General features: G+C 68.4%; 16 protein-coding genes and 1 pseudogene. 6 read left to right on the forward strand and 11 right to left on the reverse strand.

Annotated elements, in window-relative coordinates:
* From G3N62_RS29810 to G3N62_RS29820, 3 genes are all read left to right on the forward strand, one after another.
* Positions 1 to 552: iron ABC transporter permease (locus tag G3N62_RS29810; protein ID WP_206141383.1), on the forward strand; the 552-nt coding region annotated here is incomplete at its 5' end.
* Between the two features lie 19 nt (positions 553 to 571).
* Positions 572 to 1,393, forward strand: coding sequence for a heme ABC transporter ATP-binding protein (locus G3N62_RS29815; RefSeq protein WP_124670374.1), 822 nt, complete (start codon positions 572 to 574; stop codon positions 1,391 to 1,393).
* Between the two features lie 83 nt (positions 1,394 to 1,476).
* Positions 1,477 to 1,860 (forward strand): VOC family protein, encoded by a 384-nt coding sequence (locus tag G3N62_RS29820; protein WP_049030740.1) that lies wholly within the window; start codon positions 1,477 to 1,479, stop codon positions 1,858 to 1,860.
* A 31-nt stretch (positions 1,861 to 1,891) separates the two neighbouring features.
* On the opposite strand, the gene G3N62_RS29825 is transcribed toward G3N62_RS29820, so the two are convergent.
* Both G3N62_RS29825 and G3N62_RS29830 read right to left on the reverse strand, forming a co-directional pair.
* Positions 1,892 to 2,503, reverse strand: coding sequence for a trimeric intracellular cation channel family protein (locus G3N62_RS29825; protein ID WP_049030738.1), 612 nt, complete (start codon positions 2,501 to 2,503; stop codon positions 1,892 to 1,894).
* Between the two features lie 8 nt (positions 2,504 to 2,511).
* Positions 2,512 to 4,632 (reverse strand): PBP1A family penicillin-binding protein, encoded by a 2,121-nt coding sequence (locus tag G3N62_RS29830; RefSeq protein ID WP_124670375.1) that lies wholly within the window; start codon positions 4,630 to 4,632, stop codon positions 2,512 to 2,514.
* Between the two features lie 243 nt (positions 4,633 to 4,875).
* On the opposite strand from G3N62_RS29830, the gene G3N62_RS29835 reads away from it, so the two are divergent.
* Positions 4,876 to 5,676: an aminoglycoside phosphotransferase family protein gene (locus G3N62_RS29835; RefSeq protein WP_124670376.1), complete on the forward strand. Its 801-nt coding sequence runs from the start codon at positions 4,876 to 4,878 to the stop codon at positions 5,674 to 5,676.
* 177 nt (positions 5,677 to 5,853) lie between these two features.
* Here the strand turns inward: G3N62_RS29835 and G3N62_RS29840 are convergent, their stop codons facing one another.
* Genes G3N62_RS29840 through G3N62_RS29850 form a run of 3 tightly spaced genes read right to left on the reverse strand, consistent with a single transcriptional unit; the run spans position 5,854 to position 8,672 of the window.
* Positions 5,854 to 6,849 carry an NAD(P)H-quinone oxidoreductase gene (locus tag G3N62_RS29840; RefSeq protein WP_034187731.1) on the reverse strand — a complete coding sequence of 332 codons (996 nt, stop codon included), beginning with the start codon at positions 6,847 to 6,849 and terminating at the stop codon, positions 5,854 to 5,856.
* The gene (locus tag G3N62_RS29845) at positions 6,846 to 7,223 is read right to left on the reverse strand and encodes a carboxymuconolactone decarboxylase family protein (RefSeq protein ID WP_034187730.1); all 378 of its coding nucleotides are present in this window, start codon (positions 7,221 to 7,223) and stop codon (positions 6,846 to 6,848) included. The genes G3N62_RS29840 and G3N62_RS29845 overlap by 4 nt, the downstream gene beginning before the upstream one ends.
* A 12-nt stretch (positions 7,224 to 7,235) precedes the next feature.
* Positions 7,236 to 8,672: an NAD-dependent succinate-semialdehyde dehydrogenase gene (locus G3N62_RS29850; RefSeq protein ID WP_124670377.1), complete on the reverse strand. Its 1,437-nt coding sequence runs from the start codon at positions 8,670 to 8,672 to the stop codon at positions 7,236 to 7,238.
* A 376-nt stretch (positions 8,673 to 9,048) separates the two neighbouring features.
* Here G3N62_RS29850 and G3N62_RS29855 point away from each other — a divergent pair, with 376 nt between their 5' ends.
* On the forward strand, positions 9,049 to 9,984 hold the full coding sequence (locus G3N62_RS29855) for a LysR family transcriptional regulator (RefSeq protein ID WP_034187728.1): 936 nt from the start codon (positions 9,049 to 9,051) through the stop codon (positions 9,982 to 9,984).
* A gap of 114 nt (positions 9,985 to 10,098) precedes the next feature.
* On the opposite strand, the gene G3N62_RS29860 is transcribed toward G3N62_RS29855, so the two are convergent.
* From G3N62_RS29860 to G3N62_RS29885, 6 genes are all read right to left on the reverse strand, one after another.
* Entirely contained in the window at positions 10,099 to 10,935 is an 837-nt protein-coding gene (locus tag G3N62_RS29860) for a bifunctional allantoicase/(S)-ureidoglycine aminohydrolase (protein WP_034187727.1), read from the reverse strand.
* Positions 10,936 to 11,498: 563 nt separating this feature from the next.
* Complete coding sequence (locus tag G3N62_RS29865) at positions 11,499 to 11,780, reverse strand: hypothetical protein (RefSeq protein ID WP_124670378.1); 282 nt, start codon at positions 11,778 to 11,780, stop codon at positions 11,499 to 11,501.
* The gene (locus tag G3N62_RS29870; protein WP_206141384.1) at positions 11,722 to 12,162 is read right to left on the reverse strand and encodes a hypothetical protein; all 441 of its coding nucleotides are present in this window, start codon (positions 12,160 to 12,162) and stop codon (positions 11,722 to 11,724) included. Before G3N62_RS29870 ends, G3N62_RS29865 begins: the two co-directional genes overlap by 59 nt.
* A 379-nt stretch (positions 12,163 to 12,541) precedes the next feature.
* A complete protein-coding gene (locus tag G3N62_RS29875; RefSeq protein ID WP_124670379.1) occupies positions 12,542 to 13,201 on the reverse strand; it encodes an isoprenylcysteine carboxylmethyltransferase family protein in 660 nt (219 codons plus the stop codon).
* Between the two features lie 155 nt (positions 13,202 to 13,356).
* Positions 13,357 to 13,521: a hypothetical protein gene (locus G3N62_RS29880; protein WP_167361907.1), complete on the reverse strand. Its 165-nt coding sequence runs from the start codon at positions 13,519 to 13,521 to the stop codon at positions 13,357 to 13,359.
* A 253-nt stretch (positions 13,522 to 13,774) separates the two neighbouring features.
* The gene (locus G3N62_RS29885) at positions 13,775 to 14,194 is read right to left on the reverse strand and encodes an HIT domain-containing protein (RefSeq protein ID WP_034187724.1); all 420 of its coding nucleotides are present in this window, start codon (positions 14,192 to 14,194) and stop codon (positions 13,775 to 13,777) included.
* Between the two features lie 242 nt (positions 14,195 to 14,436).
* Between G3N62_RS29885 and G3N62_RS29890 the strand changes: the two are divergent.
* Positions 14,437 to 14,797 (forward strand): annotated as a pseudogene (locus G3N62_RS29890) (serine hydrolase); the annotation flags it as partial.

Consider the following 14,797-nt stretch of genomic DNA (forward strand, 5'->3'; position numbering starts at 1 on the left):
TGCATCGCGACCAACGCGCTGGCCGGCGCGGCGATCGGCCTGCTCACGTTCGTCGCCGACGACGCGCAGTTGCGCTCGCTGACCTTCTGGAGCCTCGGCAGCCTCGGCGGCGCGCAATGGCCCGCGCTGGCGGCCGTCGCGCCATGCGTCGCGATCGGCTGCGTGCTGCTCGCGCGCGAACGCGACGCGCTGAACGCACTGCAGCTCGGCGAAACCGAGGCATTGCATCTCGGCGTGCCCGTGCAGCGGCTGAAGCGGCGTGTGCTCGTCGCGGTCGCGCTCGCGGTCGGCGCGCCCGTCCCGTGCGCGGGCATCATCGGCTTCATCGGGCTCGTCGCGCCGCATTGCGTGCGGCTCGCGTGCGGCCCCGACCAGCGCATCGTGCTGCCCGGCGCCGCCCTGCTCGGCGCGTTGCTGACGCTCGCCGCCGATCTCGCCGCGCGCACCGTCGCCGCGCCGGCCGACATTCCGCTCGGCGTGCTGACCGCGCTGCTCGGCGCGCCGTTCTTCCTCGCGCTGCTGTGGAAGAGCCGCGGCGCGCTCGGCGGGTAATCCCTTCCTCACGACGACCATGCTGACCGCCCACCACCTCGACGTCGCCCGCCGGCACCACGCGATCCTGCGCGACCTGTCGCTGTCGATCGAACCCGGCCGCGTGACCGCGCTGCTCGGCCGCAACGGCGCGGGCAAGAGCACGCTGCTGAAAACCTTCGCCGGCGAACTGACCGGCAGCGTCGCGCCGAACGGCGTGCGCGTGACGGGCGACGTCACGCTGAACGGCGAGCCGCTCCAATGCATCGACGCGCCGCGGCTCGCGTGCCTGCGCGCGGTGCTGCCGCAGGCCGCGCAGCCGGCGTTCCCGTTCAGCGTCGACGAAATCGTGCTGCTCGGCCGCTATCCGCATGCGCGACGCAGCGGCGCGACGTCCCGCCGCGATCGCGACATCGCGTGGCATGCGCTCGAACGCGCGGGCGCCGATGCGCTCGTCGGCCGCGACGTGACGACGCTGTCGGGCGGCGAGCTCGCACGCGTGCAGTTCGCCCGCGTACTCGCGCAGCTGTGGCCGCACGACGACGCAGCGGAACGCGGCCCGCGCTACCTGCTGCTCGACGAGCCGACCGCCGCGCTCGATCTCGCGCACCAGCATCGCCTGCTCGACACCGTGCGCGCGGTTGCACGCGAATGGCAGCTCGGCGTGCTCGCGATCGTTCACGATCCGAACCTCGCCGCGCGGCACGCGGATACGATCGCGATGCTCGCCGACGGCACGATCGTCGCGCACGGCGCACCGCGCGACGTGATGACGCCCGCGCATATCGCGCAATGCTATGGATTCGCGGTAAAGATGGTGGACACCGGCGACGGTGCGCCGCCGGTGATGGTGCCCGCGTAGCGCCCAGCGCCGCACGGCTCGATGCCCGCGATCGTCCGCCGCTTTCATTCGAGATCGTTTGCCCCTTTCCTTCGAGGCGCCCCATGCCCGTTCCGATGACTCGCATCATCCTGTACGTCCACGACGTCGCGTTGCTGAAAGCGTTCTACCAGCGGTATTTCGCGTTGCCCGTCATCGAGGAGATCGACGGCGAATGGGTCGTGCTCGACGCCGGTGCGGTCGAACTCGCGCTGCATCGGGCCGGCCCGGCGTTCCGCCACGCGGCCGTGCCCGCGCACGCGAACGCCGGCACCCGTCACGTCAAGCTCGTCTTCCGGATCGATGCCGATATCGACGCGCATCGCGACCGGCTCGCCCGCGACGGCGTGGCCGTGCGCGATCTCAAGCGCTACGACGGCTTCCCGTACCGGATGGTCGACGGCATCGATCCGGAAGGAAACGTCTTTCAGATGATGCAGCCCGACTGAACGCCGTCCCGGCCGGCGCGGCCGCGAGCGCTCAGTGCTCCAGGTCCGCCGCGCCGAACGTCCGCATCTTCCAGCCGAGCCGCACGGCGAGCATCCGCATCGAGAACCCGGCCGCGAGCGCGACGATCGTCGCGACATCCGCGTCGATGCCGAGATGCGGCATGCCGACGTACAGCGCACCGGTGACGAACGCGACGCTTGCATAGAGCTCCTCGCGCAGGATCAGCGGCATCTCGTTGCACAGCAGGTCGCGCAGCATCCCGCCGCACACGCCCGTGATCGCGCCGGCCAGCACGACGATGATCGGCGCGATGCCGGTCGACGCGCCGACGTCGCAGCCGATGATCGTGAACGCCGCGAGGCCGATCGCATCGACGGTGACGAACAGCGTCTTCATCCGCGCGACATGCCGTGCGGCCCACGACGCGACGGTCGCCGCGACCAGCGTGATCACCAGATACTCCGGATGCGCGATCCAGCCGAGCGGATAGTGGCCGAGCAGCACGTCGCGCACGGTGCCGCCGCCGAGCGCCGTCACCGCGCCGACGAGCGCGAGCCCGAAACGGTCCATCCCGCGGCGCATGCCCATCAGCGCCCCCGACATCGCTTCCGCGACGATCGCAATCAGATAAAGCGTATGCATGGCGCGCGTCAGTCGTCGGTCCGGAACAGGTCGAGCACACGTTCGCGCTCGGCCGCATCGACAGCCGCGGGCATCGGCTCGTCGGGCTTGCCGCTGTAGCCCGGCGCGTCGGGCTTGTCGGTTGCCGGCGCGCCGCCGCACGCGAAGCGGCTGCGAATATACGCCGGCACGTCGGCCGTGCAGGCGCCGTGCGCGTATTCGGCGTAGACGAAGTCGCCATCGACGAGCGCGACGTCCTGCGGCGGCGTCGCGTCGACCGACGTGCGCCCGTCGACGGCCGTCTTCATGTAGTCGAGCCAGACCGGCAGCGCGAGCGTCGCGCCGGTCGCGCGCCCCATCGGGCGCGGCGTGTCGTAGCCGAGCCACGCGACCGCGACGATGCCCGACGAGTAGCCGGCGAACCATACGTCCTTCGACCCGTTCGACGTGCCCGTCTTGCCGGCCGCGTCGTCGCGGCGCAGCGCGAACGCGCCGCGCGCGGTGCCGGCGCGCACGACGTCGCGCAGCATGCTGTCCATCACGAATGCGTTGCGCGCCGAGACAACGCGCTCGCCCGACGGCGCGGTCGCCTCGTACATCGCGCCGCCGTGACGCTGTTTCACCGACAGGATCAGGCGCGGCTCCATCCGCATGCCGCCGTTCGCGAACACGCTGTAGGCGCTCGCGAGTTCGAGCGGCGTCACGGCGCCCGCGCCGAGCGCGAGCGGCAGCGACGCCGGATTGCGCTGCGCGTCGAAGCCGAAACGCACCGCGTGCTGCTGCACGTAACGCGCGTCGGTGGCCTGCATCAGGCTGACCGCGACCAGGTTCTTCGAGCGCACGAGCCCCCGCCGCACCGGGATGAAGCCCTCGTAGCGGTTGCCGAAATTGCGCGGCCGCCACGGCTGCGCGCCGGTTTCCGCGCGCGTGAGCGTGCGCTGCGTGTCGTCGACCAGCACGCCCGGGAAGTAGCCCTTCTCCAGCGCCGCCGAATAAACGAACGGCTTGAAGCTCGAGCCCGGCTGGCGATACGCCTGCAGTGCATGGTCGAACACGTTGCGGTTGAAATTCGCGCCGCCGACCAGTGCCAGCATGTCGCCGGTTGCCGCATCGAGCGACACGAGCGCGCCCTCGAGCCCGTTGCGCGCATCGCGCTTCGCGCGCGGCTGCCGGTTCAGCGTGCGCTCGAGCGCCGCTTCGGCCGCGCGCTGGTCGCGCATCGAGATCGTCGTCGTCACGTCGAGGCCGAGCGTGTAAGCGTCGTCGTGAAACCGCTCGACCATCATCCGGCGTGCGCGCTCGGCGACGTACGGCGCCGCGACGATCCCCGGCGGCGGCGTGGTCGCCAGCGCGATCGGCGCATCGACGGCCGCGCGATACGTCGCGTCGTCGAGCTGGCCGAGCGCATGCATGCGGCCGAGCACGTAGTCGCGCCGCGCGGTCGCGCGCGCCGGGTTGACGACCGGGTTGAACGCGGAGGGCGCCTTCGGCAGCCCCGCGAGCACGGCCGCTTCGCCCGCGCTCAGCGCGTCGAGCGGCTTGCCGAAATACACGTTCGCGGCGGCCGCGAAACCGTACGCGCGCTCGCCCAGGTAGATCTCGTTCATGTACAGCTCGAGCAGCTTGTCCTTGCTGTACTCGCGCTCGAGCTTGGCGGCCATCAGGATCTCGGCGAGCTTGCGGCTCAGCACCTTGTCGCGCGTCAGATAGAAGTTGCGCGCGACCTGCATCGTGATCGTGCTGCCGCCCTGCCCGGGCTGCCCCGTCACGACGTTCGCGAACGTCGCGCGCGCGAGGCCGCCGATATCGACCGGGCCGTGCGCGTAGAACTTCGCGTCCTCGGCCGCGAGCAGCGCGTGCCGCATCAGCGGCGGGATGCGTTCGAGCGGCACGAACTCGCGCCGCTCGACGCCGTATTCGGCCAGCAGGTCGCCGTCACGCGAGAAAATCCGCAGCGGCAGCGCGGGACGATAGACGGCCAGATGCTCGACGGACGGCAGTTGCGTCCAGATGCGATTGATCGTCCAAACGCCGATGCCCGCGCACGCAAGCGTCAGGCCCAGCAGCACGCCCGCGAGCGTGCGCCACACGCGTCCGCGGCTCGGCGGCGGGGCGGGTGGCGGTGGCGGGTTGGCGGTGTGGTCGGTCATGTCGGGCTCCTTCTTCAGTGCCCGCGACGGCCGGCGCGAGAGGAGCGCCGACCGTTCACGGAAGGCGCGCATTGTCGAAGGGATCACCCGAAACCGGAACATTCTTTAGCCAAAGTTTGGCAGGCTAAATTTTATTCAGGAAAGCGCGCCGGAAGCCTTCCGCGCGGCATGTGCGGGCCTGCGGCGTATCGTCGCCGCAGCGCGCACGCGGCACACGCTCCGGTTCGCTTGTACCATCGTGTGATGTTCGATCGATACCTTGGCCTGTGGGGCCTCGTTCCCGACGGCGGCGCGATCCTGACCGCGAGCGGCGGCCTGCTGCCCGTGGTCTGGCAGGGCCGGCCCGCGATGCTGAAGGTCGCCACCTGCGACGAGGAGCGGCGCGGCAATGCACTGATGGCCTGGTGGCACGGGCAAGGCGCCGCCCGCGTGTGGCTGCACGACGGCGACGCGATCCTGCTCGAACGCGCGCGGCCGGCGCCGACGCTCACCGCGTTGTCGGCAGCGGGCCACGACGACGACACGATACGCATCGCCTGCAACGTCGTCGCGCGGCTGCACGCGCATCGTGCGCCGCGGTTGCCGCCGGTCGTGCCGCTGCACGAGTGGTTCCATGCATGGCTGTCGCGTGACGCGGGCGACGACGTGCTGCGCCGCTCGGCCGCGGTCGCACGCCAGCTGCTGACCGAAACCGCCCCGACCGTCGACGAAGTCGTCCTGCACGGCGACATCCATCACGGCAACCTCCTGCATTTCGGCGATCGCGGCTGGCTCGCGATCGACCCGAAGGGGCTGCGCGGCGAGCGCACGTTCGACTACGCGAACCTGTTCTGCAATCCCGCGCACGACATCGCGGTCGATCCCGCGCGTTTCGAGCGGCGCGTCGCGCTCGTGACCGACGCCGCGCAACTCGACCGGCAGCGGCTGCTGCAATGGATTCTCGCGTGGTCGGGCCTGTCGGCCGTATGGTTGATGGAAGACGGCCTGCCGCCCGATACGCGGCTGCAGGTTGCGCAACTCGCGGCAATCGCGCTCGGCCTGTAGCAATACGCCCCGACCGTGAAGAGCGGGTCCATACCGGATTTCCAAGGGAAAGCGGCGAGGACAACCGGTATCCGGCCGGAAGCGGTCGCTCGCGCTGGTTGCGCCGAGGGGCCGCTTCGCTCCACGCAACTGCCGGACAGCTTCATGCGCCGGCATGCGACGTGAACAAGCGTCACGTCAGCTGTTTTCGTTCATCGTCAGGATGATCTTGCCCACGTTCACGGCCGACTCCATCCGTCGATGAGCGGCCGCGGCATCGGCGAGCGGAAACACGCTGTCGACGACCGGCTCCAGGCCTGCCCCGCCCGCGAAGCGGTCCAGCCAATGTTCGCGAAACCGCCGCACCATCGCGTGTTTCTCGCGCGGGTCGCGCGACTTCATCACCGTGCCGATGATTTGCAGATGACGGTACAGGATCTGTTCGAGACCCACGCTCACGTCACCGCCGCCGCCGAGTATGCCGACCTGCACCAGCCGGCCGCCGTTTGCCAATGACGCGACATTCCGGGAAAAATACGGCGCGCCCACGAAATCGATCACGACATCGACACCGCGTTTGTCCGTCCTGCTGGCAACGACTTCCGAAAAATCCTGCGTCTTGTAGTCGATCGCATGGTCCACACCCAGTTGAACGATCCGTTCCAGCTTCGAAGCTTCGGCAGTCGCGAATATCGTCGCACCGGTTGCATAGGCCAACTGGACCGCCGCGGAACCGACCCCGCCCGCCGCGGCATGAATGAGCACCGAGTCGCCGCGCTGCAAGCGGCCAAGATGCAACAACGCTTCGTGCGCGGTGACGAAGACTTCCGGTATGGCAGCCGCATGCACGTAGTCGATCGTCGCCGGAATGGGCATCGCCATTCTCCAGTCGATGCGCGCCAGTTCCGCATAGGCCCCGCCGCCCACGACGCCCATGACACGATCGCCGACCTTGTAACCCTGCACGGCAGGTCCGGTCTCGATCACCTCGCCGGCGATTTCGAGCCCCATGATCGTCGAGTCGCCGAAGTTCGGCCGGCCGTATCCGCCTCGCCGATGCGTCAGATCCGCGCGATTCACGCCCGCGGCATGGACGCGTACCAGCAGATCGTCGGGACGAACCTCGGGTGCCTGGACCTCGGCGAGCTGGAGAACCTCGGCCTCGCCGAATTCGTTGAATGTGATGGCTTTCATTTCGAACCTTCCTGCGTCGTGGATGAATGGCCGGCGAAATCGTCGGACCGGGTTGGTGCGCCAAGCGTCGCCTGCGCCGCGGCGGATGCCGAGATCGCCGCGGGGAACCCCGCATAGAACGCGAGGTGAGTGATCGCCGCGGCGAGTTCTTCGCGCGTTACGCCGTTCGTCAACGCGCGGCGCAGGTGCGCCGGCAACTCGTCGAGGTGGCCCCCCGCGATCAGCGCGGCGACGGTCACGAGGCTGCGGTCGCGCGGCGAGAGCGCCGGATCGCTCCAGATCCGCGGATAGAGCGTGTCGTCGACGAATGCCGAGAGCGTCGGCGTAAAGGCGCGGGCGGCTTCCCGCGGGCTGCCGAAATCTGCGTGAGACATGGCGATTCCCCTTCAAGCCTGGCTGACGAACTTGTGCGTGAGGTAGTACTCGATGCCCTCGGCACCGCCTTCCGAGCCGTGGCCGCTTTCCTTCATGCCGCCAAACGGCAGTTCGGTCGAAACGATGCGGTACTGGTTGATGCCGATCATGCCGGCCTCGAGACCGTCCGCGACATCGATGGCCATGCGCGCACTGCTCGTGAACGCATAGGCGGAGAGCCCGTACGGCAACCGGTTCGCTTCGGCGAGCCCGTCGGCGAGGCCATCGAAGCGCATCAGCACCGCGATCGGGCCGAACGGTTCTTCGTGCATCACGCGCGCGTCTTTCGGCACGTCGGCGAGGACCGTGGGCTCGAAGAAGTACCCTTCGCCCTCGATACGCTTTCCGCCGGCGAGAACCGTTGCGCCACGTTCCACCGCGTCGGCGACGAGTTCCTCCATCTTGGCAAGCTGGCGCGGATTCGCCAGCGGCCCGACCTGCGTGCCGGCCTCCATGCCGTTCCCGACCTTGAGCGCGTTGGCCGCACGCACGAAGTGACCGGCAAACGCGTCGTAGACGTCGCGCTGGATCAGGAAGCGCGTCGACGAGATGCAGATCTGGCCCGTGCCGCGAAAGCGATTCGCCGCGCCTTCGACCGCGGCCTTCTCCACATCCGCATCGTTGAATACGAGGACGGGCCCGTGGCCGCCCAGTTCCAGCGTGATGGGCTTGACGCCTTCGGCCGCGCGCGCCGACAGCAGACGGCCGATCGGCACCGAGCCCGTGAACGTCACCTTCCGGATGACCGGGGACGCGATCAGGTGCTTCGACACCTGGTCGGGCACGCCGAATACGACTTGAAGCACGCCCTTCGGCAAACCGGCGTCATCCAGTGCGCGCGCCAGCGCGAGCGCCGTGGCGGGGCTCTCCTCGCCGGGTTTGATGATGACGCTGCATCCGGCGGCGAGTGCGGCCGAGAGCTTGCGCGCCGGGGTGATCGCCGGAAAGTTCCACGGCGTGAATGCGGCGACCGGCCCGATCGCCTGTTTCTTCACGAGCTGTTGCACACCCGGGCGGTTGGACGGCACGACGCGGCCGTCGATGCGGCGCGCCTCTTCGGCGAACCATTCGAAGTAGTCGGCCGCACGCAGGACTTCGTCGCGGCTTTCCGCCAGCGGTTTGCCTTCCTCGAGCGTCATGACGGTAGCGATGTGCTCGGCACGCTCGCGCATCAGTTCCGCGCCGCGCTTGAGAATGCGCGCGCGTTCGGCCGGCACGGTGCGGCGCCAGACGTCGAACGCCTGGGCGGCGACTTGCAGGGCGCGATCCAGATCGGCTGCCGTCGCCAGCGGGACGCGTCCGATCTCGATTTGCGTGGCGGGGTTGATCACCGGCGCCGTTTCGCGTCCGCCCGCGTCGATCCATTCGCCGTTGATGAAAAGATGAAGTGCGTCGTACGTGATGTCCATGGCATTGACCTCTATGATTAGGATTACGATTCAATTTAAGTTCGCGGCGAGCCGGACAGGAGAACCCGCGCCACGCCGTGTCGGGATGATCCGCCGCATCGGGCTGGGCCCGGGTTCGAAACGTCGGTGCTCCGACTGCCTGACTTCGGGACTCAGTCTAGGCGTGAAGCGGGCGGCAACTTAGAGGGGCCGGAAAGAATGAATCTTGTCTGTGGAGAGAAAATCGCCCCGTCGGCACGAAGACATATTGAAAGGATGCATAAAAACGACACGGGATTTCACGCTGACGGCACGAAACAGGCACGGGCCCTATCATCACAGGCTCGCGCGGGCCGGAACGCGGCGATTCGACGAAAAATTCAAAGCCAGGTGCGTAATGGACAAGGTTCACACCATGTCGGTGTTTGCGAAAGTGGTCGAGATGGGCAGTTTCACGGCTGTCGCGAACCACCTCGATACGACTGTCGGCAACATTTCCCGAGCGGTCTCGGTACTTGAGGACAATCTCAACACGCGGTTGCTGCAGCGCTCGACGCGACGGCTCGTGGTGACCGATGCGGGGCGGCGTTTTTACGAGCGCAGCGTTGCGATCCTCTCGGACATCGAACGGGCGGAAGCGGAAGCCCGCGATGCGCTGCTGGAGCCGCGTGGTGTATTGCGCGTGCATGCGGTTCCGGGATTGGGCCGCCAACTTGTTGCGCAAGCCGTGCTGGCCTATCGGAGCGCCTACCCGGAGGTATCGGTCGATCTCATGCTGTCGCAGCGGATGCCGAATCTGCTCGAAGAGCAGCTCGACGTGGCGGTCGTGATTGCCCGCACGCTGCCGGACTCGGCGTACGTGAGCCAGAAGATCGGCGCAAGCCACTGCATTCTGGCGGCGTCGCCCGATTATCTGGCGCGGCATCCGGCGCCCGAGTGCGTGGAAGATCTCGCCGATCACACGTGCGTGCGCCTCAGCACGGTCGATTACGCACCGGACGAATGGCATCTGCAAGGCAAGGCCGGCGAGGCCGTGTATCGTCCGTCGGGATCGCACTTCAGTATCAACGACATGGATGCGATGTCCACGGTACTGCAGGAGGGCGCGGGGATCGGACTGATCGCCGCCTTCTCGGCGATCGACGATTTGCGCAAAGGATCGCTCGTTCGCGTCCTGCCCGAATTCCACACCGCCCAGCGCAACGTGTATGCGGTGTATTCGTCCCGTCAGTTCGTCGACGCGAAGATCAAACGGTTCATCGATGTCCTGAAGGTGCGGGTCGGTGACCGCTTGAATGCGTATGCGGAGGAACTCGCCATCGCGGTCGCATGACCGGCTTCACGGTCGGCGTGGTCGGGGCCGCGCCGGACACTCACGGAAACCCATGAAGAAAAGCCCGCCGGCTTGCACCGGCGGGCTTTCGTGTCCGACCTGCGTGGCGGCGCGTTAGCGCGCCGGGTTCAGCAACAGGTTCATGTGACGGTTCACGTCCTTGTACAGCAGGTAGCGGAAGCGGCCGGGGCCACCCGAGTAGCAGGCCTGCGGGCAGAACGCGCGCAGCCACATGAAGTCGCCCGCTTCGACCTCGACCCAGTCCTGGTTCAGGCGATAGACGGCCTTGCCTTCCAGCACGTACAGGCCATGCTCCATCACGTGCGTTTCCGCGAACGGAATCACGCCGCCCGGCTCGAACGTCACGATGTTCACGTGCATGTCGTGACGCATGTCGCTCATGTCGACGAAGCGCGTCGTCACCCATGCGCCGTTGGTACCCGGCATCGGGATCGGCTCGACGTCCTGCTCGTTGGTCACGAATGCGTCCGGCAGCGGAATGCCGTCGACGGCCTGGTAGTGCTTGCGCACCCAGTGGAAGCGCACCGCGGCATCGCTGACGTTGTGCAGCGTCCAGTCCGCGCCCGGCGGAATGAACGCGTAACCGCCCGGCTTCAGCGTATGCTGCTTGCCTTGCAGCGTCAGCTCGGCCTCGCCTTCGACGACGAACAGCACGGCTTCGGCGTTCTTGTCCTGCTCGGGCTTGTCGCTGCCGCCGCCCGGATTCACTTCGACGATGTACTGCGAGAAGGTTTCGGCGAAACCCGACAGCGGGCGGGCGATCACCCACAGGCGCGTGTTCGTCCAGAACGGCAGCCAGCTCGTGACGATGTCGCGCATCACCCCCTTCGGGATCACCGCGTACGCCTCGGTGAACATCGCGCGATCGGTCAGCAGATCCGTCTGCGGCGGGTGGCCGCCATGCGGCGCGTAATACGTTGTCTTAGACATAGTGCATCCAGGCAATGGGTTGGTCCGGCCCCTGGCGCAAACGGCATCGGGCGGTTCGCACGCGCGTGGGGCACGCATGCGGCGGCGGGACATCGTTGCCGGGGTGGCTTGAAAGCGCGTGCGCCTTCGTTCGGTCGGCCAGGCTTCGCGTCGGGTCCGTCCGGTTCATCGGACGCGGCGACCCGGGTTGTCGGGTCCGGCGGCCGGCCGCGGCGCTCGCGGTCATGCGGCGAGGCGCGGCGGGCGGCACGGTTCGACTCCGTACGCGGGCACCGCCGACGATAGCGAAGTCGATCGCGATCGACCAATTAAATGTTGCGATGACATCCATTCGATTTCCCACTACCCGCCGGCGCCCGCGATGCGCGGTGAAGGGCCATGGCGCGGCGGGCGGGCCATCAGGGAAATCCTGACGGCCAGGCAGCGGCCAGGTCATGTCCGGTCATGCGAATCGAGGGGGAAACGACGGGCTTGCGGCAGCGGATCGCTGCGACGGGGTCGTCAGGCTGAAATGGACGGAAGAACGATCCGCGATGGCGCACGCCGATTCTGCCCGGACGCGTTCATGCGCGGCAGGTCAGGTCGTCGAGCAACGGGGAAACACGGGGGAGATGGATGGCCGGCCCGTCGATCGGGCGCATGGCAGCGGCTGATGAAACCGGAAGGGGGACGCCGGTCAGGCCGGCGATGACGGCCCGGCAGGCCGCCGGGCCGAATCTCGCGTCGGGTGCCGACGCCGTCGGCGCGCCGGTGCGCATGTCGCGCACCGTGCCGCGCCCGCGGCGATCAGTCCCAGTCGCGGTGGTGGTGACGATGCTTGCGGTGGCGATAACCGCGATCGCCATAGTCGCGCTCGTACGAGCTGCGCGACATGTTGCCGCCGAGCGCCGCGCCGGCGCCGCCGCCGACGGCCGCGCCCAGCAGGCCGCCCGTGCGGCCGCCCATCGCGTTGCCCGCCGCGGTCCCCGCGCCGCCGCCGGGTGCGCCGCCGATGATCGCGCCGGTGCGCTCGCGACGGTTCGACGTCACCGCGCCACCCGCGCCGCCGCCGATGGCGCCGCCGATCACCGAGCCCGTGCTGCCGCCGAGCGCACCGCCGACTGCCGCGCCGGCTACCCCGCCGAGCGCGCCGCCAAGCGCGTTGTTCATGTCACCGGCCAGCGCCGGCAGTGCAGTCGTGCCGGTCAGCGCGGCGACGACGAGAGCGGGGGCGATTTTCTTCCACATTCCCGTATTCTTCCTTGTTCGCAATCTGGTTATCGAAGGTCCGCTCGCTACGACGATCTGAATCGATCGACGTCGGGTGAGGCATTGTGCCGAACCGCGGACCAATTCATTTCAATGAGCTTGCGGCGAAGAATAGCACCGGTCCCGCCGCCTTGCCGTGGACATTCTAGTAACAAGTTGTTTACGAATAACGAAGGTCGGACGGGCACCCCGAAATTGCGCCAAACCCGCGCCGGCATTGGCTCCGGCGAGGGTCCCGACCAGCGCGGAAAGAGCCCGGCCCTGCGCGTCGTCGCACGTTCGAGACACACGTGGCAACACATCGGGCACGCATCGTGAGCAGGCGCCCGAACGACGGCAACGGGGAAGGATGACGGGGTCAGTACACGCCGGGCAGCAACCGCCGCGTCCGCGCGCAATACGCGTCGTATTCGGCGCCGAAATGCGCGCGCAGCAGCGCCTCCTCCGAGCGGATCCGCGCGACGAGCGGCACCAGCGTCAGCCCGACCAGCAGCAGGCCGATGCCCGAGCGGAAAACCAGCGACCAGCCGACCGAATTGACGAGCAGGCCGAGATAGCTCGGATTGCGGATATGGCGGTAGATGCCGTCGGTCACGAGCGTATGGCCCGGCTGGATCGCGACGAGCCCGCTGAAGCGCCTGCCGAGCACGAACACGGGCCAGATACGCAACGCACCGCCCGCGAGGTACAGCACGACACCGAGCCAGCGCACCGTGTCGCCGCCGAAGGTCCAGACTTCGAGCCGGTCGGTCAGCGCGGGCACGTAGGCGAGCAGGAATCCGCTCACCGCGAATGCGGCGAGCACCCAGCGGTTGTCGCGATTTTCACGCTCGCCGCTGCTCAGGTTGCCTTCGGTGAACAGCGCGGCCACGGCCATCGCGAGCGTCGCGATCGCGACGACGGTCAGCTGCGGATGCGAGAAGAACGCAGCGAACCCGCCGATGCCGAGTACGGCGAGCCCGAGATAGACGAGCGTGGATACGCTCGACAGGACGACGACCTTGGGGGTCACTGCCATGACGGCCTCGCGGGGATGCGCTTTCCCGTGAAGTATAGGAAGCGCGCTCGCGAAGCGCCGTGCGCCGCCGTCATGCGGTGTGCGACTCCGGGCGCATCGCCCGACGAAAGGCGGCGTACCGTGCCCCTGCGGCCGGAACGCCCGCCCGGAGGCGATCAGCGGATGCGGAAGTTGCCGCCGATCCCGACGCTGACGGGCGGCGCGTAATACGCGGGCGCATAGCCGTAGTAGGCCGGCGCGGGCGCGTAACCGTACGGCGGCGCGACGTAGCAGCCTGACAGGCCGCCGATCAGGGCAAGCGTGATGAGAATTCTGGACATGGCTCGGTTCCCGGCGCGAAAGACGAACGGCATCTCGCGAAGGCCGCGCCGCCGCGACGGGCGGCGGCCGGCACGACGAGGCGATCCGCCTCTCGTGTCGCTCGATGATGCAATGCGCGGAGTCTAGCGCCGGGCCTGGCCGGCCGAGTTTCGCCGGCGGTTACACGTGTTACCTCGCATGACCGCTGAAACAGTCGGGTGCGGGGCGGCGGCCGGCCGCCGGGCCCTTGCCGGGCCGCATGCAATCGATCCGTTACACGAAATGCGCACGAATGCGCTGCGCGAGCGCCTCGAGCGTCGCGGCGTCCGCGATCTCGCGCGCATGCATCCGCAGCTCGACGCCTTCCCGGCGCGGGATCACGTGGAAATGCACGTGCGGGACCGTCTGGCCGGCCGCCGCGCCGTTGAACTGGCCGATGAACACGCCGTCCGGCTCGAGCGCCGCGCGCACCGCCGCCGCGACGCGCTGCGTCATGCGGATGCCGGCCGCGGCCGCGTCGCCGGACAGCTCGAAGATCTGCGCGGCCGGCTCCTTCGGGATCACGAGCACGTGACCGTCGGCCTGCGGCATCAGGTCCATGATCGCGAGCGTCGCATCGTCTTCGGCGACTTTCACGCAAGGCAGTTCGCCGCGCAGGATTTTCGCGAACGGGTTGTCGTTGTCGTAGGTCATGGCGTTTTCCGATCTCGGTTGGACAGTTGGGCCGGGTGGCCAATGCCGGACGATTATCGGCCGATGGCCGCCCGGACATCAACTTGCGCGACGCGCAACACGGGGCGAGCCGCCGGACACACGGCCACGCGAACGCATGCGGTCGTCATCGCACGTCACGCGGCCGCGATTGCAACGCATCGCCCAAACCTGAGACACTGCCGGATCGTTGCCGGCCGGCACGCCACCGAGGACGCTCGCGCATGACGATCCCCCTCAAGAAGCTGATGCTGCGCGGTGTCGCACTCGCGCTCGTTGCCGCGATCGGCTACACGGGCTACATGCTGTCCCGGCTCGCGCCGATCGCGACCGGCTATGCGGCCAAGGCGCTGTGTTCGGGCGTGTTCGTATCGGGCCGGCCGGCCGCGTCCGTGATCGACGTGGACATCATGGCCGGCGTGCATCCGCTGCTGAAGCTGGTGCGCCCGTCGATCGATCCCGACCATCATCGCGCGACGGCGACCTTCGCCGGTTTCGCCGAGCGCGAAGCCGACTTCCGGCCGGGGCTCGGCTGCACGCTCGCGCCCGGACCCTCGCCCGGCGCGACGTCGACCGCGTTGCCGG

The organism is Burkholderia sp. Tr-20355 (assembly GCF_017104685.1).
GTDB classification, from domain to species: Bacteria; Pseudomonadota; Gammaproteobacteria; order Burkholderiales; family Burkholderiaceae; genus Burkholderia; species Burkholderia seminalis.

What these genes read in the sequence shown, in the direction of transcription:
- G3N62_RS29840 (WP_034187731.1), bottom strand. Translation starts at nt 6,849, where the DNA reads ATGAAAGCCATCACATTCAACGAATTCGGCGAGGCCGAGGTTCTCCAG.
- G3N62_RS29845 (WP_034187730.1), bottom strand. Translation starts at nt 7,223, where the DNA reads ATGTCTCACGCAGATTTCGGCAGCCCGCGGGAAGCCGCCCGCGCCTTT.
- G3N62_RS29865 (WP_124670378.1), bottom strand. Translation starts at nt 11,780, where the DNA reads ATGGCGATCGCGGTTATCGCCACCGCAAGCATCGTCACCACCACCGCG.
- G3N62_RS29855 (WP_034187728.1), top strand. Translation starts at nt 9,049, where the DNA reads ATGGACAAGGTTCACACCATGTCGGTGTTTGCGAAAGTGGTCGAGATG.
- G3N62_RS29870 (WP_206141384.1), bottom strand. Translation starts at nt 12,162, where the DNA reads ATGTGGAAGAAAATCGCCCCCGCTCTCGTCGTCGCCGCGCTGACCGGC.
- G3N62_RS29825 (WP_049030738.1), bottom strand. Translation starts at nt 2,503, where the DNA reads ATGCATACGCTTTATCTGATTGCGATCGTCGCGGAAGCGATGTCGGGG.
- G3N62_RS29815 (WP_124670374.1), top strand. Translation starts at nt 572, where the DNA reads ATGCTGACCGCCCACCACCTCGACGTCGCCCGCCGGCACCACGCGATC.
- G3N62_RS29850 (WP_124670377.1), bottom strand. Translation starts at nt 8,672, where the DNA reads ATGGACATCACGTACGACGCACTTCATCTTTTCATCAACGGCGAATGG.
- G3N62_RS29880 (WP_167361907.1), bottom strand. Translation starts at nt 13,521, where the DNA reads ATGTCCAGAATTCTCATCACGCTTGCCCTGATCGGCGGCCTGTCAGGC.
- G3N62_RS29860 (WP_034187727.1), bottom strand. Translation starts at nt 10,935, where the DNA reads ATGTCTAAGACAACGTATTACGCGCCGCATGGCGGCCACCCGCCGCAG.
- G3N62_RS29835 (WP_124670376.1), top strand. Translation starts at nt 4,876, where the DNA reads ATGTTCGATCGATACCTTGGCCTGTGGGGCCTCGTTCCCGACGGCGGC.
- G3N62_RS29820 (WP_049030740.1), top strand. Translation starts at nt 1,477, where the DNA reads ATGCCCGTTCCGATGACTCGCATCATCCTGTACGTCCACGACGTCGCG.
- G3N62_RS29885 (WP_034187724.1), bottom strand. Translation starts at nt 14,194, where the DNA reads ATGACCTACGACAACGACAACCCGTTCGCGAAAATCCTGCGCGGCGAA.
- G3N62_RS29830 (WP_124670375.1), bottom strand. Translation starts at nt 4,632, where the DNA reads ATGACCGACCACACCGCCAACCCGCCACCGCCACCCGCCCCGCCGCCG.
- G3N62_RS29875 (WP_124670379.1), bottom strand. Translation starts at nt 13,201, where the DNA reads ATGGCAGTGACCCCCAAGGTCGTCGTCCTGTCGAGCGTATCCACGCTC.